This window comes from Dietzia sp. UCD-THP (genome assembly GCF_000349585.1).
Classification (GTDB): Bacteria; Actinomycetota; Actinomycetes; order Mycobacteriales; family Mycobacteriaceae; genus Dietzia; species Dietzia natronolimnaea_A.
Genome location: NZ_KB714650.1, coordinates 181,061 through 203,292 on the forward strand (window position 1 = coordinate 181,061; position 22,232 = coordinate 203,292).

General features: G+C 70.7%; 20 protein-coding genes and 4 tRNA genes. 10 read left to right on the forward strand and 14 right to left on the reverse strand.

Features of this window, described 5'->3' with window-relative positions:
• Positions 1-6 precede the first annotated feature (6 nt).
• From pdxS to H483_RS29390, 8 genes are all read right to left on the reverse strand, one after another.
• Positions 7-912, reverse strand: coding sequence for a pyridoxal 5'-phosphate synthase lyase subunit PdxS (gene pdxS / locus H483_RS29355; RefSeq protein WP_017836881.1), 906 nt, complete (start codon positions 910-912; stop codon positions 7-9).
• A gap of 95 nt (positions 913-1,007) precedes the next feature.
• Positions 1,008-1,643: a hypothetical protein gene (locus tag H483_RS29360; protein ID WP_017836882.1), complete on the reverse strand. Its 636-nt coding sequence runs from the start codon at positions 1,641-1,643 to the stop codon at positions 1,008-1,010.
• Positions 1,633-2,748: a glycosyltransferase family 4 protein gene (locus tag H483_RS29365; RefSeq protein WP_017836883.1), complete on the reverse strand. Its 1,116-nt coding sequence runs from the start codon at positions 2,746-2,748 to the stop codon at positions 1,633-1,635. The genes H483_RS29360 and H483_RS29365 overlap by 11 nt, the downstream gene beginning before the upstream one ends.
• A 7-nt stretch (positions 2,749-2,755) precedes the next feature.
• A complete protein-coding gene (locus tag H483_RS29370) occupies positions 2,756-3,664 on the reverse strand; it encodes a phosphatidylinositol mannoside acyltransferase (RefSeq protein WP_017836884.1) in 909 nt (302 codons plus the stop codon).
• Entirely contained in the window at positions 3,661-4,305 is a 645-nt protein-coding gene (gene pgsA / locus H483_RS29375) for a phosphatidylinositol phosphate synthase (protein WP_017836885.1), read from the reverse strand. The genes H483_RS29370 and pgsA overlap by 4 nt, the downstream gene beginning before the upstream one ends.
• Positions 4,306-4,318: 13 nt before the next feature.
• Positions 4,319-4,897 carry an HIT domain-containing protein gene (locus H483_RS29380; RefSeq protein ID WP_017836886.1) on the reverse strand — a complete coding sequence of 193 codons (579 nt, stop codon included), beginning with the start codon at positions 4,895-4,897 and terminating at the stop codon, positions 4,319-4,321.
• Complete coding sequence (gene thrS / locus H483_RS29385) at positions 4,894-6,981, reverse strand: threonine--tRNA ligase (protein WP_031264873.1); 2,088 nt, start codon at positions 6,979-6,981, stop codon at positions 4,894-4,896. Before thrS ends, H483_RS29380 begins: the two co-directional genes overlap by 4 nt.
• A 334-nt stretch (positions 6,982-7,315) precedes the next feature.
• Positions 7,316-7,387: transfer RNA gene (locus tag H483_RS29390), tRNA-Val, on the reverse strand.
• Between the two features lie 269 nt (positions 7,388-7,656).
• On the opposite strand from H483_RS29390, the gene H483_RS29395 reads away from it, so the two are divergent.
• From H483_RS29395 to H483_RS29410, 4 genes are all read left to right on the forward strand, one after another.
• Positions 7,657-7,729 (forward strand) — tRNA-Gly (locus tag H483_RS29395).
• Positions 7,730-7,777: 48 nt separating this feature from the next.
• Positions 7,778-7,851: transfer RNA gene (locus H483_RS29400), tRNA-Cys, on the forward strand.
• 28 nt (positions 7,852-7,879) lie between these two features.
• Positions 7,880-7,954 (forward strand) — tRNA-Val (locus H483_RS29405).
• A 127-nt stretch (positions 7,955-8,081) separates the two neighbouring features.
• Positions 8,082-8,714 carry a GNAT family N-acetyltransferase gene (locus H483_RS29410; RefSeq protein ID WP_017836888.1) on the forward strand — a complete coding sequence of 211 codons (633 nt, stop codon included), beginning with the start codon at positions 8,082-8,084 and terminating at the stop codon, positions 8,712-8,714.
• On the opposite strand, the gene zapE is transcribed toward H483_RS29410, so the two are convergent.
• Positions 8,688-9,704 (reverse strand): cell division protein ZapE, encoded by a 1,017-nt coding sequence (zapE, locus tag H483_RS29415; RefSeq protein ID WP_017836889.1) that lies wholly within the window; start codon positions 9,702-9,704, stop codon positions 8,688-8,690. The genes H483_RS29410 and zapE overlap by 27 nt on opposite strands.
• Positions 9,705-9,755: 51 nt before the next feature.
• On the opposite strand from zapE, the gene H483_RS29420 reads away from it, so the two are divergent.
• Genes H483_RS29420 through msrB form a run of 4 tightly spaced genes read left to right on the forward strand, consistent with a single transcriptional unit; the run spans position 9,756 to position 13,731 of the window.
• Positions 9,756-10,508, forward strand: coding sequence for a dihydrofolate reductase family protein (locus tag H483_RS29420; RefSeq protein WP_017836890.1), 753 nt, complete (start codon positions 9,756-9,758; stop codon positions 10,506-10,508).
• On the forward strand, positions 10,505-12,034 hold the full coding sequence (locus H483_RS29425; RefSeq protein ID WP_152427951.1) for an alpha/beta hydrolase: 1,530 nt from the start codon (positions 10,505-10,507) through the stop codon (positions 12,032-12,034). Before H483_RS29420 ends, H483_RS29425 begins: the two co-directional genes overlap by 4 nt.
• Positions 12,035-12,084: 50 nt before the next feature.
• Positions 12,085-13,281 carry a glycosyltransferase family 87 protein gene (locus tag H483_RS29430; RefSeq protein WP_238556290.1) on the forward strand — a complete coding sequence of 399 codons (1,197 nt, stop codon included), beginning with the start codon at positions 12,085-12,087 and terminating at the stop codon, positions 13,279-13,281.
• A 9-nt stretch (positions 13,282-13,290) separates the two neighbouring features.
• Entirely contained in the window at positions 13,291-13,731 is a 441-nt protein-coding gene (gene msrB / locus H483_RS29435) for a peptide-methionine (R)-S-oxide reductase MsrB (RefSeq protein ID WP_017836893.1), read from the forward strand.
• Here msrB and hemQ read toward each other — a convergent pair whose 3' ends face one another.
• From hemQ to hemE, 3 genes are read right to left on the reverse strand one after another with little or no spacing between them, the layout of a single operon-like run.
• Positions 13,732-14,427 (reverse strand): hydrogen peroxide-dependent heme synthase, encoded by a 696-nt coding sequence (hemQ, locus tag H483_RS29440; RefSeq protein WP_017836894.1) that lies wholly within the window; start codon positions 14,425-14,427, stop codon positions 13,732-13,734.
• 3 nt (positions 14,428-14,430) lie between these two features.
• Entirely contained in the window at positions 14,431-15,813 is a 1,383-nt protein-coding gene (locus H483_RS29445; protein ID WP_017836895.1) for an FAD-dependent oxidoreductase, read from the reverse strand.
• A 2-nt stretch (positions 15,814-15,815) separates the two neighbouring features.
• Positions 15,816-16,931 (reverse strand): uroporphyrinogen decarboxylase, encoded by a 1,116-nt coding sequence (hemE, locus tag H483_RS29450; RefSeq protein WP_017836896.1) that lies wholly within the window; start codon positions 16,929-16,931, stop codon positions 15,816-15,818.
• A 106-nt stretch (positions 16,932-17,037) separates the two neighbouring features.
• Here hemE and H483_RS29455 point away from each other — a divergent pair, with 106 nt between their 5' ends.
• Both H483_RS29455 and H483_RS29460 read left to right on the forward strand, forming a co-directional pair.
• Positions 17,038-17,625 (forward strand): DUF3000 domain-containing protein, encoded by a 588-nt coding sequence (locus tag H483_RS29455; protein ID WP_017836897.1) that lies wholly within the window; start codon positions 17,038-17,040, stop codon positions 17,623-17,625.
• Complete coding sequence (locus H483_RS29460) at positions 17,622-18,860, forward strand: HRDC domain-containing protein (RefSeq protein WP_017836898.1); 1,239 nt, start codon at positions 17,622-17,624, stop codon at positions 18,858-18,860. Before H483_RS29455 ends, H483_RS29460 begins: the two co-directional genes overlap by 4 nt.
• A 13-nt stretch (positions 18,861-18,873) precedes the next feature.
• Here H483_RS29460 and dxs read toward each other — a convergent pair whose 3' ends face one another.
• Together dxs and H483_RS29470 are read right to left on the reverse strand one after the other, a co-directional pair.
• Positions 18,874-20,763, reverse strand: coding sequence for a 1-deoxy-D-xylulose-5-phosphate synthase (dxs, locus tag H483_RS29465; RefSeq protein WP_017836899.1), 1,890 nt, complete (start codon positions 20,761-20,763; stop codon positions 18,874-18,876).
• A gap of 143 nt (positions 20,764-20,906) precedes the next feature.
• Entirely contained in the window at positions 20,907-22,232 is a 1,326-nt protein-coding gene (locus H483_RS29470) for a class I SAM-dependent RNA methyltransferase (protein WP_017836900.1), read from the reverse strand.

Below are 22,232 nucleotides of genomic sequence, written 5' to 3' on the forward strand. Positions count from 1 at the left end.
GGCGGGTCACCAACCCCGCTCGGCGAGCCGGTGCGGCTCCGGGATGTCGTCGACGTTGATGCCCACCATGGCCTCGCCCAGACCGCGGGAGATGCTCGCCAGCGTCTCGGGGTCGTCGTGGAAGGTGGTCGCCTTGACGATCGCCTTGGCACGCTCGGAGGGATTGCCGGACTTGAAGATGCCCGACCCGACGAACACGCCCTCGGCGCCGAGCTGCATCATCATCGCGGCGTCGGCGGGGGTGGCGATGCCGCCGGCGGTGAACAGCACCACGGGGAGCTTGCCCTTCTCCGCGACCTCCTTGACCAGCTCGTACGGCGCCTGGAGCTCCTTCGCCGCCACGTAGAGCTCGTCCTCGGGCAGGTTCTGCAGGCGGCGGATCTCCTGGCGGATCTTGCGCATGTGGGTGGTGGCGTTGGAGACGTCGCCCGTGCCGGCCTCGCCCTTGGACCGGATCATCGCCGCGCCCTCGGTGATACGGCGCAGCGCCTCACCGAGATTGGTCGCACCGCAGACGAACGGGACGGTGAACGCGAACTTGTCGATGTGGTTGGCGTAGTCGGCCGGCGTGAGGACCTCGGACTCGTCGACGTAGTCGACCCCGAGCGCCTGGAGGATCTGCGCCTCGACGAAGTGACCGATGCGTGCCTTGGCCATCACGGGGATGGAGACGGCCTCGATGATCCCGTCGATGAGGTCCGGGTCGCTCATCCGCGCGACCCCGCCCTGGGCGCGGATGTCGGCGGGGACGCGCTCGAGGGCCATGACGGCCACGGCGCCGGCGTCCTCGGCGATCTTCGCCTGCTCGGCGGTCACGACGTCCATGATGACGCCACCCTTGAGCATCTCGGCCATACCTCGCTTGACGCGTGCGGTTCCGGTGGTGTTCTCGGTGGACTGCGGCTCGCTCACGAAATAGGCCTTTCCTGGCGTCGATGACTCGTAGTAGGCGTCCAGTGTAGGTCGCCCTGACCTCGGTTCCCCAACCGCCGCCCCACCGTGCGGGGTCAGCCTCCCGCAGGTGGGTGGTCGACGAGTTCGACGTAGTCGGGCATCGGTGCGCGTCCCGCCAGCCGGAGCGCTCTCACGGTGGCCTTCTCGCGCAGGTTCCTCGTGTCGCGGACCGCGTCGTTGTAGAAACTCCGGGCCATCGCCACCCTGTCGGTCACGTCCTCGAGCTCCGCGGCGAGGTCGGCCGGGAGCGCGGCCACGTCCAGCCCCGCCAGCAGCGTGCCGAGGCTGTTCTCCGCCCGTTCGGCGTCCGGGGAACCGTCGGCCGGGGAACTGTCGTCCGGGGGCCGTTCCCCCTGACCGGGCGGACCGGCCCGACCGGATCGCCCGGGTCTGTCCGGCGACGGCTCCGGACGGGGGTCGGTCCCCGTGACGGTGTCCGAGGGGTGGGCCCGAGCCCGCACGAGGGCGTGCGACAGACGCTGGGCCGCCACGGGGTCCCTGCCCCCCAGTTCGGCGATGATCGCCGCGGTCACCGTGTGGCGGCGCTCCAGCGCGCCGATCAGGGCCGCCCGGGCGAGATCCGTCCGGATGTGCAGCCGGTCGAGACGGTGGGCGGTGACGTAGGCGGTGATCAGGGCGGCGACCAGCAGGAGGGCCAGTACGACGACGAGGACGACCTCAGCGGACATGAAGCGTCTCCCCGGGGGCGCGGACGGTCTCGTACACGCGGATCACGCGCTCGGCCACGACCGGCCAGTCGAACTCCCGGACGGCCTCCGACGCGCGGGCGCACAGATCGGCGCGGTGCGAGGGGTCGCCGAGGACACGGATGAGGGCGCGGGCCAGCGCGTCGGGATCCCCGACGGGGGCGAGTTCTCCGCACTCCCCGTCGCTCAGGACACGGCGGAACGCGTCGAGGTCCGAGGCCACCACGGCGGTCCCGGCGGCCATGGCCTCCACCAGGACGATCCCGAAGCTCTCGCCGCCGGTGTTGGGCGCGCAGTAGACGTCCGCGGCCGCGAGTACCGCTGCCTTGCGGGTGTCGTCGACCCGGCCGAGGAACTCCACGTCGAGGCCTGACGGCAACCGGGCGCGCAGGGCCCGTTCGTCACCGTCACCCATGATCCGCAACCGGAGGCCGGGCACGGCCCTCAGCACGTCCGGGAGCGCGGAGACGAGCACGTCCATACCCTTGCGCGGTTCGTCGTAGCGTCCGAGGAAGGCCACCGTGGGTGAGTCGCTGTGCTCGTCGGAGGCGTCGACCTCGCGGAACGCCGATACGTCGACCCCGTTGGGGATCTCCACCGCGCCGGACCCCAGGGCCTCCATCTGCCACCGCCGGGCCAGGGTCGAGACCGCGATCCGACCGCGGATCTTCTCCAGCAGTGGCGCGAGGGCCCCGTCTGCCGCACCGAGGATCATCGACCCCGTGGTCGACGTGTGGAACGTGGCCGTGATGGGCCCGGAGGACATGGCCAGGGCGAACATCCCCACCCCGGGGGCGTTGGGCTCGTGGATGTGCAACACGTCGAGCGGCTCGTCGCGCAGCCAGTGACGGGTCGCGCGCCAGGCCGCCGGGCCGAAGCTCAACCGGGCCACGGAACCGTTGTACGGGATCGGCACCCCCGGGCCGGTCAGCGTCATGCCGGAGACGGGGGCGTTCTCGGCGCGACCGGGAGCGAGTACGCGGACCGTGTGGCCGCGCCGACGCAGCTCCTCGGTCAGGTCCACCACATGCGCCTGGACGCCCCCCGGCGCATCGAAGGAATAGGGGCAGATCATGCCGATGCGCACGGGTCGATCAACCCTCGATCCGTGCGCGACGGTCGGCGGACAGGTCGGCCAGCCAGAGGGGTTGGAGCATGTGCCAGTCCGCCGGGTGACGGGCTATCCCCTCGGCGAACAGGTCGGCCATCGCCTGGACGCCCGCCTCGACGCCCCCGGAGACGTCCACGGGCGGGGTGATCCGCACGCGCATCGTCTCCTCGTCGGGGTACCAGAACTGCGCCACCAGGAGCGGGGCCCCGGTCTCGACCGCGAGCCTGGCGGCCCCGGCGGGCATTCGGGTGGTCTCACCGAAGAAGGTGACGGGGACACCGGTGTGTCGCAGGTCGCGCTCGCCGGGCAGGCACACGATCCCGCCCCCGGTGAGGAACTCGCGCAGCGCCTCGAACGGAGGCGTCGGACCACCGGTGTGCGGATAGATGGTGAAGCCCAGGCTCTCCCGGTACGCCAGGAAACGCTGGTAGAGCGATTCCGGCTCCAACCTCTCCGCGACCGTCGCGAAGGTGCCGTACCGGCGGGCCAACCAGGTCCCGCCGAGATCCCAGTTGGCCGAGTGCGGGAGGGCCACGATCACGCCGCGGCCCCCGGCGAGCGCCGCATCGAGATGCTCGACGCCCTCGATGGTCCGATCCATCTCGCGGGCCACCGCCTCGCGGTCCATCGACGGGAGTCGGAACGCCTCGCGCCAGTAGCGGGCGTAGGACCGGAAGGAGTCCCGGACGAGGTCGTCCGGAACCTGCGCCGGCTCGACGCCGAGGACCCGCGCCAGGTTCCTGCGTAGTTGGGAGTCCTCGCCCTGACGTCGGGCGGCGAGATCCGCGCCTGCCCGGAACAGGGCTCGCGCCACCGGTTCGGGAAGCGCGCGGACCACAGCCCACCCCGCGGCGTATCCGAGGTCCGAGAGGCGCTGGCCCGTGCGGGTCACAGGTCGCCCGCCGACGGTGACCCGAGCCGGTCGGGCCGCCCGAGGTAGTCGGCCCGCCCGCCCCACACCCGTTGGATGACGGTGACGAGGCTGCCGACCGCCACCACCGTGAGCGCGATCGCGAGGGCCCAGGGCACCCCCAGTCCCTCCAGCCCGGCGCCGAGGAGGATCAACACCAGACGGTCGGCGCGTTCCATGAGGCCACCGGGCGTGCGCAGACCGCCGGCGTCCGCACGCGCCTTGGAATAGGAGACCACCTGCGAGAGCACGAGGCAGGCCAGCAGCATGCCGAGTGCGTACTTGTCGTCGGGGTGCGCGTCCACGAGCCACCACAGCAGGGAGGCGAGTATGACGCCGTCCGCCACCCGGTCCGAGACCGCGTCGACCAGTGCGCCGTACGGGGACCCCCCGTCTCCCGCCCGGGCGACCGCGCCGTCGACCAGGTCCAGCAGGGTGCACAGGGCGATCACGATCGCCCCGGCGACCAGATGGCCGTTGCCGAAGAGGACGACAGCCGCCGCGCAGGTCAGGATGAGCCCGGTCAGGGTGATGCCGTTGGCCGTGACCCCGATCCGGACCAGGAACGCCGCGAAGGGGTGCGCCACCTTGGTGACGCCCGACCTTCCGAACTCGCTGAGCATCTCTTCCCCCGAATCAGGTGTGGTCGGGACCGGGCACCGTCGACCACGCCTCGGCCAGGAGCTGTCGGGTCTGGCGGAGCAGCTGCGGCAGCACCTTGGTGTCGCCGGTCACGGTAATGAAGTTGGCGTCCCCGATCCAGCGCGGCACGACATGCTGGTGGAGATGGTCGGACAGCGATCCCCCCGCAGCGCTCCCCAGATTGAGCCCCACGTTGAAGGAATCCGGACGCGAGACCGCTTTGATGACCCGGATGAGGTGCTGCGTGTAGGACATGAGTTCGCGCGACTCGTCGTCGTCGAGATCCTCCAGTTCGGCCACCTTGCGGTACGGCACCACCATGGCGTGCCCCGGGTTGTAGGGGTACAGGTTGAGCACCACATAGACAGCCGCGCCGCGGGCGACCACCAGGCCGTCCTCGTCACTCATCCGGGGGATGTCGAGGAACGGCTCCCCGGTCATACCCTCGACGGGCGGGGGGGCCGACTCCGCGATGTAGGACATGCGGTACGGGGTCCACAGCCGCTGGAGGCGGTCCTCCCCCGCCCCGTACTGGCGGTAGCCTTCCGACCGGGTCGGCTCCCGGGGCGTCACACCCGCTCCGCGGTGGGCACGTCATTGCGCCGCGAGTTGATCCAGTAGCCGATCTTGTCCATCGCGGCGGTTCGCGAGACCCCGTTCAATTGGGTGCCGTCGGGGAACCGGAAGCTCACCGCCCCCGCCTCCACGTCCCGGTCGCCGGCCAACAGCATGAACGGCACCTTGCCGGTCGTGTGTGTGCGGATCTTCTTCTGCATCCGCTCGTCAGCCAGGTCGAGCTCGGCGCGGATCCCCCGGCCCCGGAGCTCGTCGATCACGTCCTCGAGGTGCTTCTCGTGGGCCTCCGCCACGGGGATCCCGACCACCTGCACGGGGGCCAGCCACGCCGGGAACATCCCCGCGTAGTGCTCGAGCAGGACGGCGAAGAACCGCTCGATCGAACCGAAGAGGGCCCGGTGGATCATGACGGGACGCTTCTTGGTGCCGTCGGCGGCGTTGTAGGTGAGATCGAACAGCTCGGGCAGGTTGAAGTCGAGCTGCACGGTGGACATCTGCCAGGTACGGCCGATCGCATCCCGCGCCTGGACCGAGATCTTGGGGCCGTAGAACGCCGCCCCGCCCGGATCCGGAACCAGTTCGAGGCCCGAGTTGGTGGCGACCCGACGGAGCGTCTCGGTGGCCCGCTCCCAGATCTCGTCGCCCCCGACGTACTTCTCGGGGTCCTTGGTGGACAGCTCGAGGTAGAAGTCCTCGAGTCCGTAGTCGCGCAGCAGCGAGATGATGAAGGACAGGACGGAGGCGATCTCGCCCTCCATCTGGTCCTCGGTGCAGTAGATGTGGGCGTCGTCCTGGGTGAATCCGCGTGCGCGGGTGAGGCCGTGGATGACGCCGGACTTCTCGTAGCGGTAGACCGTGCCGAACTCGAACATCCGCAGTGGTAGTTCGCGGTACGAGCGGCCGCGGGAGTCGAAGACCAGGTTGTGCATGGGGCAGTTCATGGGCTTGACGTAATAGTCCTGGCCCGGCTTGGTCTCGTTGCCCTCGGCGTCGTACTCCGCGTCGAGCACCATGGGGGGGAACATCCCCTCCGAGTACCAGCTCAGGTGCTGGGACTTGCGGAAGAGGTCCCCCTTGGTCACGTGGGGCGTGTTGACCAGTGAGTATCCGGCCGCGAGGTGGCGGCGCAGGGAGTGCTGTTCCATCTCGTTGCGGATGATCCCGCCGCGCGGGTGGAACACCGGGAACCCCGAACCGATCTCGTCCGGGAAGCTGAACAGGTCGAGCTCGGTGCCCAGCCGGCGGTGGTCCCTCTTCTCCGCCTCGGCGAGGCGATCGAGGTAGGCGTCCATCGCCTCCGTGCTCTCCCACGCCGTGCCGTAGATGCGCTGGAGGCCGGCGTTCTTCTGGTCCCCGCGCCAGTACGCCGCGGAGGAACGGGTGAGGGTGAACGCGGGGATGAACTTGGTGGTCGGCGTGTGGGGCCCCCGGCACAGGTCCGACCAGATCACCTCACCGGTCCGCGGATTGAGGTTGTCGTACGCGGTCAGCGCTCCCGCCCCGACCTCCATGATCTCCGCGTCCGCGAGCGCCTCGGCGCCCCCTGCGTCACCGGAGTCGGCGCGGCCCTTGTCCTCGACCAGCTCGAGCTTGTAGGGCTCGCCCGCGAGCTCGGCGCGGGCCTCGTCCAGCGAGGCGTACTCGCGCCGGGAGAACCGCTGGCCCGACTTGATGATCTTCTTCATTCGCTTCTCGAGGTCCTTGAGGTCCTCGGGGGTGAACGGTTCGGCCACGTCGAAGTCGTAGTAAAAGCCGTTCTCGATCGGCGGGCCGATTCCCAGCTTCGCCTCGGGGAACCTGTCCTGCACGGCCTGCGCCAGGACGTGGGCACAGGAGTGCCTGATGACGGACCTGCCGTCCTCGGTGTCGGCGCGGACGAGCTCGACCTCGGTGTCGGCCTCGGGCGCCCATGACAGGTCACGGAGCGCACCTGTGGAGTCGCGCACCACCACGATGGTCTCGGGGCCGCTCCTCGACTGGAGTTCCCGCTCGGTGAGGATCTTGCCCGCCGGCTCCCCCGCCGGAATGACGGTGGTGGTCACGGTGCCCGCATCCGTTGCGTCGACGTCGGCTTCCGGCATGCGGTTCTCGGACACGGGGGGCGATCTCCTCGGCAGTGGACGACGGGCGGCCCTCGGCCACCCGTGATGCGGCGCCCAACTCCGGTGTCGGACCTGGGCCGGTTCATGCTACCCGGCGGCTCCCGGGATCCCAGACCGCCTCGAACCGTTGTAGCCGCCATGCGCATAGACATCTGGTCAGACGTCGTCTGCCCGTCCTGGTGGATCGGCACACGCCATAGCGAGACCGCACTGCAGACGTATCGGACAGGGCGCCCGCCGCCGAGTCGGTGGACACGAATACAGCCCCCGTGTCCCGGATACCGGGGCGGGGGCTGTACCTGTAGGCGAAGTGTGGTCCTAACTGGGTTCGAACCAGTGACCTCTCCGGTGTGAACGGAGCGCTCTTCCACTGAGCTATAGGACCGTACGTGGCCCGATCTCTCGATCGGCACCGCCACACTGTAGCAAGCCGATCCGGCGGCCCCAATTCGGGGCCGCCGTCGGTGGTGGGCGCCGCGGCTGGGTGGCGGCGGGGCGCGGCCTGCTTCCGGACTGTACCGGGTGGCGATCGGCCGGAACGGATGGTCGGCGCTGGTGGGAAGCGGTATTTATCCCCCGATTTGTGTTCCAAGATCGCCGTCGGCTAATGTTCATTCTCGCAACGCGGCGAGCAACAGCACGCCGGGGAGCAGTGCGGATGTGGCGCAGCTGGTAGCGCATCACCTTGCCAAGGTGAGGGTCGCGGGTTCGAATCCCGTCATCCGCTCGGAGGGATCGAGGAGCCAGGAGTCCTCACCGGGCTCGATACCTTTTCGGTGGAGTGGCCGAGTGGTGAGGCAGCGGCCTGCAAAGCCGTCAACACGGGTTCGATTCCCGTCTCCACCTCCACGCCGGAGCGATCCGGTTGGTGAGTCCCGCGCGATTAGCTCAGCGGGAGAGCGCTTCCCTGACACGGAAGAGGTCACTGGTTCAATCCCAGTATCGCGCACCACGACACGACGCCCCGGTTTCCCGCCGGGGCGTCGTGCTTTCACCGTGGCGTCGCGCAGATCCGGGCCGGCGGAATCCTGGCGGGCGCGCTACCGGTTCGGGCCGGGCGGAGTCTAGCCTTGTCGACGATGACGCTCACGATCCGACCGGCGCTGGCGACCGATGTCGACGGCCTCTCGGCCCTGGCCGGGCTGACCTTCCCGCTCGCGTGTCCGCGCGACCTGCCCCGAGCCTCGGTGGAGGCGTTCGTGCGCGACAGTCTCGGGCCCGCCTCGTTCCGCGGTTACCTGGAAGACCCGACCCATCGACTCCTCGCCGGTGTCGGGCCCGATGGCGACGTCCTGGCCTACGCCCTGCTGATCGAGGGCACCGCGATGGACGAGTCCTGCGCGCGGGTGATCTCGAGCCGCCCGACCGTGGGGGTCAGCAAGTTCTATCTGCACCCGTGCCTGCACGGCAGCGGCGAAGCCGGTCGGCTCCTCGACGTGGTGATACGGCTCGCACAGGACTCCGGGGCGCGGAGTCTGTGGCTGGCGACGAACGTGGCGAACTCGAGAGCGCTCGCCTTCTACGCCCGGAGCGGTTTCGAGAGGCGGGGACACCGCGACTTCATGGTCGGGGGCGTGCGGAACCTCGACGTCGTCCTGGAACGTCCGGTCCAGCGACCACTGTGTGCGATGGGCCAGGGTGGGCCGGATGGGTGGACTGCCGGTACGGACATTCTCGAGCCCGGCTCAGCCGCCGACCGTCTCGAAGCGTGACAGAGCGAGGAGCCGGGACGTGGCCCGGAGGTACTTCTTCCGGTAGCCGCCGGCGAGCATTTCATCAGTGAAGATCGCGTCCAGCTTCTGCCCCGAGTTACGGACGGGGATACCGGCGTCGTAGAGGCGGTCCGCCAGGACGACCAGGCGCAGTGCGATGGCCTGGTCCGGCAGCGGGACGACGTCCCGGAGGCACACCCTGGTCACCCCGTCGACGAGGCGGTTGTACTTGGACGGGTGGAGGGTGGCCAGGTGCCCGCAGAGCGCGTCGAAGTCGTCCAGCGTCGCCCCGGGTTCCGCCTCGGCGTCCGACTCGAGTGCCTCGTCGGACATCGGGTCCGGCGCCGGAGGCAGGTTGCGATGCCGGTAGTCCGGGCCGTCGACCCGGATCGACTCGAAGATCCCCGACATCTTGCGGATCTCGCGCATGAAGTCCTTGGCCGCGAAACGCCCCTCTCCGAGCTGCTCGGGGAGGGTGTTAGAGGTCGCGGCGACGCTGACCCCCGCCGTCGTGAGTTCCGCGAGCAGCCGGGACACCAGCATGGTGTCACCGGGATCGTCGAGCTCGAACTCGTCGATGCACAGGACGGAGTGCCCGGACAGCTCCTCGACCGCCCGGTTGAAGCCCAATGCACCCACGACGTGCGTGAGCTCGACGAACGTGCCGAACGCCTTCGGTTCGGGACACGTGTGATAGATCGAGGTCAACAGGTGGGTCTTGCCCACCCCGAAGCCACCGTCGAGGTAGATCCCCGCACCCTCCGCCGACTTGGGCCGACGCCCGAACAGTCCCTTCTTCGGGGTGCGACGGGCCACCACCGACTCCGCGAATCGCCGACACGCGGTGACAGCGGCCTCCTGCGAGGGCTCGGCAGGGTCGGGGATGTAGGAATCGAAACTCACGTCGTCGAACATCGACGGCGGGACCATCTGCGCCACGAGTTGGTCGGCAGGGACCACTGGAGTGACGTCAACGAGGCGGGAGACCATGCGATGAGCCTATCGTGGGGCGACAGAGGTGAAGAACGGAAGGAGCCCCAGGTGCTGTCGACACGACCACCAGCGATCGGCGACGACCCGGCGTCGCTCGACGCGATCTGGGCCGCGCTCCGGCCGGAGAGCCCGACCGCGGCCCCGGTGATCCGTGCCGTCATGATCGCCTCCGTCGACGGCACCACGACCGTCGACGGCCGGAGTGGGGGCCTGGGAACGCCCACCGACCGCCTGGTCTACGACGCCATGAGGGCCCGCGCCGATCTCGTCCTGGTGGGTTCCGGTACGGCCGTGGCCGAGGACTACGGCCCCGCCGAGGTGAGCCCGGTCTGGGCGGACAGACGGACGGGGCCCGCGCCCATCATTCTGGTACTCACGAGGTCCCTTCCGGATGAGCTGATCGACCTCTGCGCAGACACCGACGACAGGATGCAGATCGCGGCGGCGCACGAGACGGACCCCCGGCTCGTCGGGGTCGCGCGGGCACGGGGCGTGACGGTCCATGTTCTCGACCCGGGCCCGACCGGAGCCGCGGTCCGTGCGCTGGCATCCCGCCTCCACGCCGCCGAGGTGGACTTCGAGGGTGGCCCCCGACTCCTCGGGGAGCTTCTCGCGGAAGGTGCCGTGGACGATCTCGTCCTGTCGGTGGCGCCGGAGGCGATCGTCGGTGGCGACGACTCGACTCTCACCCCGGGGCACGAGCATGGCTACACCCGGGTCCCGATGCGCGTCGTCTCGGCGTTCTCCTGCCCCCTGGGGGGCCTGTACACCCGCTGGGTTGTCGGCGAGGCCAGCCGTTGACCGGGAGACGTGCCGCCCGTTCCACCGGCGCGGTGATCACCGCACTCGCGGCAGTCGTGGCCGTGGGCGTGGCCGGGTGTGCTCCCCTACCCGCCTCGGGTCCGCGACTGGCCACCGGCGACGGGCCCGGTCGCGCCCCCGCTCCCGACAGCGAAGCGGGACTCATCACCCCGCCCAGCTGGGAGACGCCCCGATCCGAGCTCCAGTGGATCCCCTGTGCGGAGGGCGGGACCCGAGGGCTTCCCCAGAACGCCCGGGTCGACTGCGCGCTGCTCGGGGAGACCCCGGTCCTCCGCCTCACCACCGGGGACACCCCGCAGGACGCGGCCCCCCTGGTCGTGGTGGCCGGCCCCGGTGATCCCGCCGACTCGCTCGCGATCAGGCTCGCCTCGGCAGGTGGCGAGATCGTGCGATCGCATCCGCTGGTGATCGTCGACCACATCGGACGCACCGGGCCCGCCGGGACCTGCCTGACCCCGGCGGCGCGCCGCACCCTGGACGGACTCGCCGAGCGGGGTACGGACCCCGGGGCGCCGGAGCTCCGCGGTGACCTCGCGCAGACCGCACAGTCCTGCACGGACCAGCTCACCGGGCGGGAACTCGACTTCGGAGCCGTCGGTGCGGCGGAGAATCTGGAGGAACTGCGGCAGTCGTGGGATGTGCCGGGGCTCGCGGTGCTCGCCCTGGGCTCGGGCGCCCGCACCGCCCTGGATTACGCCGGGGCGCACCCCGATCGGTTGTCGCTCCTGGTCCTGGACTCCCCCGCACCGTGGGACGGCGACCAGGAGACCGCCGCACGATCCGCGCTCGACGGCTCCGATACCGCGTTGCGACTGTGGGCGGCGTCCTGCACTCGGACCGAGTGCGGCCCGGGTGACGGGGAGCAGAGGGTCGAGGCCGTCTCCCGCGCCCTCGACGCCGCGAGAGATCCCGGGGCCCGCGTGCCGGCCGCGCTCCTGTCCGACGTGGTCCGATCCGCACTCGCCGACCTGTCCGGCGCCTCCGGCGAGCAGGCGTCAGACGGGGACGAGATCCTCGGTGAGATCGCGGGGACGGACCCCGGCGTGGGTGCTCCCGGGCCGTTGGTGCGTGCCCGGGCAGAGGCGTTGGGGAGTTCCTCACTGCCGTACGTCGCGGAGTGCTCGGACCTGCCCAGGCGGGTTCCGGTCAACCGAGTACCCGAGCTCGCCACCGAGTGGGCGGACGCCCCACCCTTCGGCGAGATCCTGGCCGCCCAGCTCTCAGCGTGTTCGACCTGGCCCGTCCCGCAAGGCACGCCCGTGGAGCTGCCCGGATCCGTGCCCGTGCTCCTCATGGGAGGGATCGCGGACCCCGTCGCCGGCGCCGCCGCCCTGGAACCCACCGCGGGCATGCTGACCGGCGCCGGGGCGGGCGACATCCGGATTCTCACCTGGGGCGCTCCCGGATCGCGGGTGGTGCTCCACTCGGCGTGCGCCCGGTCGACCCTCTCGGACTTCCTCGCCGACCCGACCACCGTCGACCGATCTGTGGCCTGCCCATCCTGACCCGGGGCGCCTCCGAGAGGGACGCACCCCCGACCGGTAGCCTGCACACCGTGCCGTTGCCGACCCGAAGCACTGACTCCGTGCCCCGCCTGTTGAACCAGATCCTGTGGCCGTTGGCGATCATGACAGTGATCCATCGCGTGCTCATCAAGGCCGTCAACGGATCCATCACGAACGACTTCGGTACCGTCTACGCCGCGACCAGGCGCTTCCTCGCGGGCGAACCCGTCTACAGCGAGAACCTGCTCACGGTTCAACCGCACTATCTCTACGCCCCGAGCGGCACGTTCCTGCTGGCCCCCTTCGGCGTGATCGACAACTACACGGTGGCCCGGTGGTTGTTCATCCTGCTCAACACCGCCGCGATCATCGCCGCACTGTGGCTCCTCATGCGATTGTTCGACCTCGACGTGCGGTCGTTCGCCGCCCCGGCGATCCTGCTGGGCGCGTTCTGTACCGAGGCGGTCACCAACACCCTGGTGTTCACGAACGTCAACGGCGTGATCTTCCTGTGCCAGGTGGCCTTCCTCTATCTGCTGTACCGCAGGCGACTGTGGTGGGCCGGGGTCGCGATGGGGCTGTCACTGGCGATCAAGCCGATGCTCGCGCCACTGTTGGTCCTCCCCCTGATCCGTCGACAGTGGCAGCCTTTCGTGGCCGCCCTGGCGATCCCCGCCGCCGCGATGGCCGCGGGGTGGGCGCTCACCGTGGACGCCGGCCGGTATCTCGAGGTCACCGCGCCCTACATGAGCGAGGTCCGCGACTACTACAACAGCTCCATCGCCGGGCTCGGTCTGTACTACGGCGTCCCCGAGCCGCTCATCCTGGTGGCCCGGATCCTCATCGTGGTGGCCACCCTGCTGGCCGTGTATCTCCTGCTGGACTACCGGCACAACCACGAGGTGTTGTGGCTCGCCACCACCTCCGGGGTCATCCTGACCGGCGTGTTCCTGGTCTCCAGTCTCGGCCAGATGTACTACTCGATGATGCTCATCCCCATCATGCTCACCGTGGTGCTGGACAAGTCGTTCGTCCGCAACTGGCCCGCCTGGTTGGCGGCGTACGGGTTCTTCACACTCGACTTCTGGGAGTCGGCGCGGTGGCCGTACTACGGGCGTCTGCTGGAGTTCGCCCACCCCACGCTCGGATGGCTGCTGCTGCTCTGCACCGTGCTGACGATCCTGCTGTGGCGGCGGACGGACCCGCGCCGACACGAGCGGATCGCACCGGCCGCCGCCGCGGCGTAGCCTGCGGACATGAGTGAGCGCACCGACACCCCCTCCAGCACTCCGCACCCCTCCTTCACCCTCGACGACGCCGAGTGGCGCCGCAGGCTGACCCCGGAGGAATACCAGGTCCTACGCCGGGCGGGCACCGAGCGGCCGTACACCGGCGCGTACACCGACACCAAGACCAAAGGGGTCTACCGGTGCCGTGGCTGCGGGGCCGAGCTGTTCCGCAGTGACGCCAAGTTCGACTCCCACTGCGGCTGGCCCTCGTTCTTCACGCCCCTGGCCGGCGGGGCCGTCATCGAGCGGACGGACACCTCCCTCGGGATGACCCGGACCGAGGTGCTGTGCGCGAACTGCCACGGCCACCTGGGGCATGTCTTCTCGGGCGAGGGCTACCCCACCCCCACCGATCTGAGGTACTGCATCAACTCGGTGAGCATGACCCTCGAACCCGCCGAGGACTGATCAGGGCATCGAGGTGGCGAGCTGCTCGGCGCTGACCCGGGGTCCGGTGAAGAACGGGATCTCCTCGCGCACGTGACGGCGCGCCTCGGTGCTGCGCATGACGCGCATGAGGTCGACGATCCGATCCAGCTGCGGGGCCTCGAAGGCCAGGAGCCATTCGTAGTCGCCGAGCGAGAAGGACGGCACGGTGTTGGCGCGGACGTCCGGGTACTCGCGAGCGGCCCGCCCGTGCTCGGCGAGGATCCGGCGACGCTCCTCGTCGGGGAGCAGATACCACTCGTAGGACCGGACGAACGGGTACACGGAGATGTAGGCGCCCGGTTCCTCCTCGGCGAGGAAGGCCGGGATGTGGCTCTTGTTGAACTCCGCGGGACGGTGCAGGGCGGTGTTGGACCAGTAGGCGGTGCTGGCTCGACCCAGGATGGTGGTGCGCCGGAACTCGTTGTAGAACCGCTGGAGATCCTCCATGTGCTCGGCGTGGGTCCAGATCATGAAGTCGGCCTCGGCCCGGAGCCCGGAGACGTCGTACAGTCCGCGGACCACCACGTCCGTGCCGTCGAACCGGGCGAGGAACCGCTCGAGGTCAGCGGTGACCGCGGCCCGGTCCTCCCCCAGCTCCCCGGGGGTCACGGTGAAGACCGAGAACATGAGGTACCGGAGGGTCGAGTTGAGCTTCTTGTAGTCGAGGCGTGCCATGGCTCAATCCTGCCACCCTGCCGCCAGCCGCCGGGCCGCGGCCCGCGCGGAACCGATGCACGCGGGCACGCCGACCCCCTCGGTCGCCCCTCCGACCAATTCCACCCCGGGCAGCCGGTCCGCCAGCCCGGCCCGCACGTCCGCGATCCGGTCGGCGTGCGCCGGCCCGATCTCAGCGAGGGAGTCCTCCCAGCGCCGGACGCGGGAGTGCAGGATCCTCGGCGCGGATCCGCATACCCCGGCCAGGGCGGATTCAGCCATCCGGGCGAGCGCGATGTCGTCGGCGAGGAGCACCTCGTCGTCGTCCAGCCGCCCGAACGACACCCGCACCAGGTGGCCGGGTCGGGTGTCGAGATGGGGCCACTTGCGACTGGTGAAGGTCATCGCCTTGAACGGCACCGGCTCGTCGGTGGCCACCAACACGCCGGACAACCCGGGGAGGTCCAGCCCCCTGTCCACCTCCATCGCCACCACCGCGGACGAGGCCGTCCGGATGCCGGTCAGGCCGGTCACCGCGTCGTCCACACCACCGGCCGCGGCCAGGAGCGGCGCGGCGTGGGGGACGGGGACGGCGACGACGACGAGGTCGGCGTCCTCGACCCAAGACCCGCGCTCACCGGTGACCGTCAGGGCGTAGCCGGAGGGCTCGCGGTGGATCGCGGTGCAGGCGGCCTGGGTGCGCACCCGCGCCCCCGAGGCCTCGATCAGCGACGCCACGAGTGTCCTGTATCCACCGTCGAGGGCGGCGAACACGGGTCCCGGGACGCGGTCACCCACCAGCTGACCGACGGCCTCTGTCAGCGACGGGGCACCCCGGTCCAACACCTCGGCGAGCCCGGGGACCACCTGACGCAGTCCGAGCCCCGAACTGGGAGCCGCGTACACCCCGCCGAGCATGGGGTCGACGAGTCGCGAGACCACCGCGTCCCCGAACCTCTCGGCGACGAGACGGCCCAGCGAGACGTCCCCGCCGGGCTCCCACTCCAGTGGGGTGTCCCTCTCGCGGGCGGCCACGTCCGTCTCCGCGGGGGTCAGGACGCCGGTCAGGGCGGCCACGTCGGACGGCAGCCCCATGACCGTGCCGACCGGCATCGACACCAGCCGGCCGCCGGTGAGGATCGCCGGGCCGAGCGGGCCGGGATGCCGCAGGGCGTCGGTCAGCCCCAGCTCGGCGACGAGCTCGGATGCTTCCGGGCGACGGCCGATGAAGGCCTCGGCCCCGAGCTCCATGGGGCCGGACGGGAAGTCGACCGTGTGCAGCGCCCCGCCCGGGATGTCGGACGCCTCGAGCACCGTGATCCGGGCGTCGGGAAGGTCGAGGGCGAGCTGATAGGCGGCGGTGAGGCCGCTCAGGCCAGCACCGATCACCGCGACACGAGGCGCCATCCCTACTTCCCGGTCAGTTCGTGGACCAGCTCCACCACGTGGGTCACGGCGCCCGGGTCGGTGGCGGGCAGGACCCCGTGCCCCAGGTTGAACACGTGGCCGCGGGCGCCGAGCTCGCGCGCGCGCGAACCCTCGTCGAGAATCCGGCGGACCTCGGAGTCCAGAGCGGAACGATCGGCGAACAGCATGGCGGGGTCGAGGTTGCCCTGGAGCACCTTCCCCGGCACCCGCCCGGCGGCGTCGTCCAGCGGGATGCGCCAGTCCACCCCGACCACCTCCGGGCCGGCCTCCCCCATGGCGCCGAGCAACTCCCCGGTGCCCACCCCGAAGTGCGTGCGGGGAACGGTGGAGATCACCTCGTCGGCGAAGATCCCGGCCGAATGCGGCAGCACCATCGAACGGTAGTCGCGCAGGCTCAGCGCCCCCGCCCAGGAGTCGAACAGCTGCACCGCGTCCACCCCGGCGCCGATCTGCGCGCGCAGGAACACCGTGGTCAGATCCGCCAACTTGGACATCAACGCGTGCCAGACATCGGGTCGCGAGTACATCAGGGACTTGGTGTGCTCGTGGTTGCGGCTGGGGCCTCCCTCGATGAGGTAGGAGGCCAGGGTGAACGGGGCGCCGGCGAATCCGATGAGCGCGACGTGCGGGTCGAGCTCGGCGATCACCAGGCGGACGGCCTCGCCGATCTTCTCGAGGCGGTCCGGGGTGAGGTCGGGCAGGGCGGCGACCCCGGCCTCGTCACGGATCGGCGTGGCGACCACCGGCCCGGTGCCCGGGACGATGTCGATGTCCACCCCCGCCGCCGCGAGCGGGATGACGATGTCGGAGAAGAAGATCGCGGCGTCCACCCCGTGTCGCCTGACGGGCTGCACCGTGATCTCGCAGGTCATCTCGGGGTCGAAACAGGCCTCGAGCATGGTGCTCCCGGCCCTGAGCTCGCGGTACTCGGGGAGCGAGCGTCCCGCCTGACGCATGAACCACACCGGGGTGTGGGCGGCGCCGGTGCCCCTGACTTCGTCGAGGTAGGGTCCGGTCCCGGCTCGTCGAGCCGTGGCCGGCCCGGCACCCTGGGGGTCAACAAGCCTGGAATTCGAGGGCACATCGGAGTTCAGCACACCCCCATGGTCCCATGAGTCCGCCACCGGGGCCGTCCACCCCGCCCCGGTGGCGGACGGCGCGCCTCCTCGGGCCGCCGTCGGCCGGTCGCTAGCGTGAGGTCCCGTGAGCACATCGGTCAATGACGGCGAGCCCGAGGTCTTCCGGGAAGCGGTCGAGTCGCTGTCCCGGCTCGAGGTCCGCCCTGAGATCTCCGTCGGCCCGATCCGTCCGCCGCAGAGACTGGCGCCGTACAGTCACGCGCTCGGCGTGGAGATCATTCTGCCCAACGGGGACGATGTGCCCGAGTTCTCCGACGGCGACGCCTTCGGCCGTCTGATCCTCCTCCACGACCCCTCCGGGGACGACGCGTGGAACGGCACCCTCCGACTGGTCGCCTACATCCAGGCCGACATGGAGGCCTCGCTCGCCGGTGATCCGCTGCTGCCCCGGGTCGCCTGGAGCTGGCTCACCGAGGCCCTCGACGAGGACGCCGGCCCCTACACGTCACTGGGCGGGACCGTCACCAGTACCGCCTCGGTGCGCTACGGCGACATCTCCGGGCCACCGCAGGCCCACCAGCTCGAGCTGCGTGCATCGTGGACCGCGCTCGACCCCGACCTGACCGGCCACGCGGCCGCGTTCTGCAAGACCCTGTCGCTCGCCGCCGGGCTCCCGCCGGTCGGTGTGACGTCACTGCCCCGTCGGGCGTGAGCGGCCGACGTCGCGGCGAGACCCCGCCGGGGGCCCCACCGCCCCCGGCCGAGTACGACTTCGTCGACGACGCCCCCGGCCTCCGGTCGGTCGCCTCCGTAATCACGTCCTCCGCCGGACCCGTGGCGGTGGACGTCGAACGAGCGTCAGGGATCCGCTACTCCGAGCGTGCTTTCCTGCTGCAGCTGCGTCCGGCCGACGGGCCCGCGCTGCTGGTCGACCCCGAGACACCGGGTCGGACGGTCGGGCCGCTGGCCGGCCTCCTCTCCGAGCGCCCCCTGCTCCTGCACGCCGCGAGCCAGGACCTGCCCTCACTCCGTGGGCTCGGGATCAGCCCGAGCGCTGTCATCGACACCGAACTCGCCGGGCGATTCCTCGGCCTGGAGCGGGTCAACCTGGGCACGATGATCTCCGAGTACCTGGGGATCGGGTTGGCCAAAGCGCACTCGGCGGCGGACTGGTCACGACGCCCCTTACCCGCGTCGTGGCTCGACTACGCCGCCTACGACGTGTTGTTCCTCCACGAACTGGCGGACGCGGTACTCCCCCGCCTCGACGAGCTCGGTCGGCGCGACTGGTTCGAGGCGGAATGCCGACACCTCGTCGACTCCGGTCCGGCTCCGACCGCGCCGGAGCCATGGCGTCGACTGGACCGCCTGAGCTCACTTCGTGACGCTCGGCAACTCGCCCGGGCGCGGGAGTTGTGGATGGCGCGTGACCGGGTGGCCGCAGAGCGGGACATCGCGCCCAAGAGGTTGCTCACGGACGCGGCGATCATCGAGGCGGCCCGGACCGCGCCGACGAACCGGTCGGACCTCCTGGCCATCGAGGGTTTCGAGGGTCCGCATCGCAGACGACTGGCCGACGACTGGCTGGCCGCGTTGGAGTGGGCCGCCGAGCTCGGGCGTAGCGACCTACCCGCCCGTCAGGCGCCGCGCGGCGAACATCCTCCGCACACCACCTGGAAGCGCACGGAGCCGGAGGCGGCCGCGCTGCTGGATGCCGCTCGCGAGGCGATCGGGTCGCTCGCCGGTGAGCTCGGCATCGACCAGGGCCTGCTGCTCAAGCCGTCATCACTACGACTGTGGGCGTGGCGGGCGGCCACCACCCACCCGGGCGACGACGCGGAGCTGCTGCACCGGGTCCTCCGGGACGAGGGTGCCCGCCGATGGCAGATCGACCTGACGCAGACGCCGCTGCTCGAGGCGGTGCACCGGTTCCGAGCGGACGGCTGAGGCCCGGCGTCCCTCAGCTCTCGACCCGGTCGTAGAGCCGGCGGCGGATCCCGTCGGCGATCCCGTCCGCGGTCAACCCGATGTCGGAGAGGATCTCGCCACGGGAGGCGTGATCGAGGAACTCCTGCGGGAGGCCGAGCGACAGTCGGTCCACCCTGACCCCTGCGCGCTCCAACACCGCCGAGACCGCCGAACCGACGCCGCCGTGGATCCCGTTGTCCTCGACCGTCACCACGAGCCGACGATCCCGGGCGGAGTCGATGATCGACTGCGGGACGGGATAGACCCACCGCGGATCGACCACGTCGACCGACACCCCCTCGGCCCGGAGTTCCCGCGCCGCCGCCGTCGACGGCGCGACCATCGACCCGACCGCGACCACCAGGATGTCGGCGTCCCCGGTCCCGAACACCCGGTCCACACCGTCCGACGACGTCTCCAACGCCGGCAGCGGCTCGCCGACGGACCCCTTGGGGAACCGCACCACGGTCGGGCCGTCCGTCACCTCCACCGCTTCACGCAGTTCCGCGCGGAGGGTTTCGGCATCGCGCGGTGCGGCCACCCGCACGCCCGGGACGATCCCGGTCAGGGACAGGTCCCACATCCCGTTGTGGCTGGCACCGTCGGGGCCGGTCACCCCGGAGCGATCGAGTACCAGGGTGACCGGTTGCCCGAGAAGGGCGACGTCCATCAGCAGCTGGTCGAACGCCCGGTTGAGGAACGTGGAGTAGACGGCCACCACGGGGTGCAGCCCACCGAGCGCGAGGCCGGCGGCCGAGGCTATCGCGTGCTGCTCGGCGATGCCCACGTCGAACATGCGATCCGGGAAACGGTCACCGAAGGCGGTCAACCCCGTCGGTCCGGCCATGGCCGCGGTGATGGCCACGACGTCGTCGCGCTCCGCCCCGATCTCGCACAGTTCCTCGGAGAAGACCGACGTCCAGTCGACTGACGACGACGCCGAGAGCGGGCGGCCGGTGTCGGGGTCGATGACCCCGGTCGCGTGCATCTGGTCGGCGACGTTGTTCTCGGCGTGGACGTAGCCCATCCCCTTGCGTGTCACCACGTGGACCACCACCGGTCCTCCGAAGTCCTTTGCCAACCGCAACGCCGATTCTGTGGCCGCCAGATTGTGCCCGTCGACGGGCCCCATGTACTTCAGTCCCAGGTCGGCGAACAGTTCCTGCGGGGAGACCACGTCCTTGAGCCCCGTCTTGATCCCGTGCAGGATCGAGTACACGGCCTTGCCGATGAGGTCCTTGCGCGCGCCCAGCGTGCGCTTGGTGTGGTCCATCGCCTTCTCGTAGGCGGGCTGGAGCCGCAGGACCCCGAGTCGCTCGGCCAGTCCGCCGATCGTGGGCGAGTACGACCGGCCGTTGTCGTTGACGACGATCACCATGGGCCGGTCCTTGCCGGCGGCGATGTTGTTCAGCGCCTCCCAGGCCATGCCCCCGGTCATCGCTCCGTCGCCGATCACCGCGACGACGGTCCGGTCGTCCTGGCCGCTGAGGGAGTACGCCTTGGCGAGTCCGTCGGCGTACGAGAGAGACGAGGTCGCGTGCGAGGACTCGACGATGTCGTGTTCACTCTCCGCACGGCACGGATATCCGGACAGGCCCCCGCGCGTCCTGAGACCGTCGAACTGGTCCTTCCGGCCCGTGACGATCTTGTGGACGTACGACTGGTGTCCGGTATCGAAGACGATGGGGTCCCGCGGGGAGTCGAACACCCGGTGAAGCGCGACCGTCAGTTCCACCACGCCGAGATTGGGCCCCAGGTGCCCACCCGTGGCGGAGACCTTCCGGATGAGGAACTCCCTGATCTCACCGCAGAGCCGGACCAGCTCGTCGGATCCGAGTGCACGGAGGTCGGAGGGGCCGTTCACCTGATCGAGCACACTCATTGCCGTCGACTGCCCCTTCCCTGGCCGCACCCCGCAGGGTCGAACCCACAGTCTACGGGGAAACGGTCTGCGCGCCCGCCGCCGGCCGAACGGGCCAGTTCTCCGGCCGACTACGTTGATCGGGCGAGCGCGTCTCTCCGGGCTCAGCGCGCCCGCGGCGAGTCGAGGACGGCGAGCCCCTCCACGTGATGTGTCGCGGGGAACGCCGCGACACCCTGGATCCCCGCAGGTGTCCACCCGGCTGACACGAGCACACCGACATCGCGCGCGAGGCTGGCCGGGTCGCACCCCACATGGATGATCCGGGACGCCGTGCCACGAGCGAGCGCGGTCATCACCTCGATCCCCGCGCCGCCTCTCGGCGGGTCCAGGATCACGAGGTCGGGGTCGCCGCCGCGGTCGGCAGCACCGCTCGACCGCTCCAGGAACTGCTCCACCCTCGACGCCACCGGGACGACCGCGGGGCCGATCTCGAGGGCGGATCCCACGGCCTCCAAGGAGGCGCGCGAGGATTCGACCACGGTCACACGGGCCCGAGGGACCACGTCGAGGACGGCGGCGGAGAACAGGCCCGCTCCCCCGTAGAGGTCCCAGACCACCGGGTCGCCGGGGAGCGCGGGGGCACCGGACACGGCACCGCGGACGAGATCGCTGTAGTGCGCCGCGGCGGACCTGTGCGCCTGCCAGAACGCGTCGACGGGCAACCGCCAGGTACGCCCGCCCACTGTTCGGGACACAGTCGGCGCGCCCGAGACGTGCTCCCATCGCCCGGCTCGCGAGGCCCTGGCCCGCGCCCGGGTCGCCGCGCCCCGCCGGGACCGGCGGTCGCGACCTCGCGACGCCGGGTCGGTGACCGGTCGGTGAGCGACGTGCACCTGCCCGTCGTCCCCCAGCACACCGAGGATCTCCCGGTGTGGTCCCACGCCCGCGGCCCGGATGGCCTCGCCGATCCGCGGGTCCGCCTGGACGCATGGATGGGTCACCACCTCGCGCGAGCGCGAGCGTCGGACACCCGGTACGCCGTCGTGCCCCGTCACCCACCGGGCCACCGTTCGCCACCCGGTGGTCGCGTCGTCGCCACCGGGGACCTCCACGGAGAGGCGATCCGGGACGGACTGGATCCGCCCGATACGACGAGCCTGGTCGGCCAGCACGGTTCCCGCGAACACCCGGGCGGCCGACGGGCCGATGTGGCTCCAGTCGCAACACCCGGCACCCGCCGCCGCCGCCGGACAGACGGGGTCGACCCGGTCGGGTGACGGTTCGAGGACCCGGGTCACGGTTCCGCGGCAGAAGGCCCGCCCCGGGTCGTCGTCGATCACCACCTCGGCCAGTTCCCCCGTGATCCCGCCACGGCAGAACACCACTCGTCCGGAGTGCCGGGCCACGAACTCACCGCCCTGCGCCGGCCCCTCGATGCGCAGGCGCAGCACACGCCCCGTCCAGTCGGTCCTCGTCGGCGGTGTCAT